This is a genomic window from Paraburkholderia sp. FW306-2-2C-D06C (assembly GCF_058781505.1).
Window position 1 is genome coordinate 1 of sequence record NZ_JBYSWU010000126.1, and the last position, 1,585, is coordinate 1,585.

A 1,585-nucleotide genomic window follows, 5' to 3' on the forward strand; every position below is an offset into this window, starting at 1 on the left:
CTGGAAAACTCGACTTCTCACGCTTTAATGAGCATGCCCGATGAGCCCCGTTACCCACTCCGTTTTCAAAAGAGCCGGAATAGTAGTAATGCACGCCTCTCATTTTCCTGTCCCTGTAGGAAGAGTCCCGAAGCCCTTGACCTGGATGGGCTGATTCGTAATCGCTTGCGTACCTCCGCCACTACCCCACTCGGGAAATGTATTGGTGATCGGCTCCAAGGTTGTGGTTGTATTCCACTTTCCAGTGGGAATTGTCAAGTCGTTGATGAGTAGCAACGTATCGAAGCTCACCCAATTAGTTGGTGTCCGAGGCAACTGCAATACGCTCTGCGCCGCCGACGGGCTCATGTTCGTGATGTTGTCGAACGTGATGTTGTCGAACGTGATGTACGTCGGGTTGCGAGGGGCGATTGTTCCCGCCTGTGCCTCGGCAACAGCAGGACCTCCCACCACTCTGTAGCCGGTCGCAGGGACAGCGGTTCCATTCGACGTAACATAAAAGTCAGCGCCGCTCGTGGCAACAGAAGCGCCGTTGTTTGTGGCACCACTACATTCGCGCAGTCCGCCGGTAGCCGGAATAGATCAGTCACGTATCGGCTTTAGCCATAGCCCAGTGAGTTGCTCGCTTGTTAGTGACGCACCCGCATTGGCTGCGAATTCCACGACGACATCTGCCGCACCACCAACGCCGGAATATATCCACCCCGACTCGCTGTCGAAGTGTGTCTGCCATGCCCTGCCTCCCGGTAGGTCGACGGCACCTCCGGGCACGAGAACCGAAATATCAGAGAGGAACAATCGGCCAGGCAAAGTATTTGGAGCAGCCGTAGGTCGATCTGTCCATCGCGTATGTGGAAACAAGCCCCACGGAAATAGTATTTCGCCGGTGTCTACGGACACCTCCAATTGAAGCGTACCAATCGAAATGGAGCCGGTTCCAGAACTCCCGACTCGAGCGTTTAGTTCATTCGAACTTGGAGCGAAGTCGATTGAGTACTCCGCGTGACGGTACACCAGTTGCCCGGCGAGTACCGGGCCAGATTTCCAGGCAAATCTCATTTCGGGCCGCTCTTAAAAAGGAAATGGAGAACCGTCTTGGTACTTGGATTCAACATCGCGGCGAACGGGATCACGAGCAACCCGGGCGGCGGCGGTGACGTGACCTTCAACCACTGGTAGTTTTATCGCGCCGCTCACGTGCTACCTGCATACGCTGAGCCGCTCTCCATCCGCGGAATCGCGCATCGACTCGATCGGGACTCCGCGTCCGTGCGGCGCGACGAGCATGCGCTGCACGATGCAGGTAAATCGGCCACAACGCCGATAGTGCAAATTGAGTTCCTTTATAACGGCGTGCACGTCGATTTCATATTCACCGCCGCATACGTCGTGCCGGACGCGCTGCTGCTCGACTTCTACTGGATCGCATCCTGCGATCGGTAGCGGCTATTTGGACTGTGAAGATGTTACCCATCACGCAAGGCCGAGTGCCTTCGGCAAATCTTTAACGGCTCTTTTGAAAACGGAGTGGGTAACGGGGCTCATCGGGCATGCTCATTAAAGCGTGAGAAGTCGAGTTTTCCAG

1 protein-coding gene is annotated in these 1,585 nt (G+C 55.6%); it reads left to right on the forward strand.

What is annotated here, in order from left to right:
• The first annotated feature begins 1,269 nt into the window (after positions 1 to 1,269).
• Complete coding sequence (locus tag AC3WLT_RS37110) at positions 1,270 to 1,443, forward strand: hypothetical protein (protein ID WP_492596516.1); 174 nt, start codon at positions 1,270 to 1,272, stop codon at positions 1,441 to 1,443.
• Positions 1,444 to 1,585: the final 142 nt, after the last annotated feature.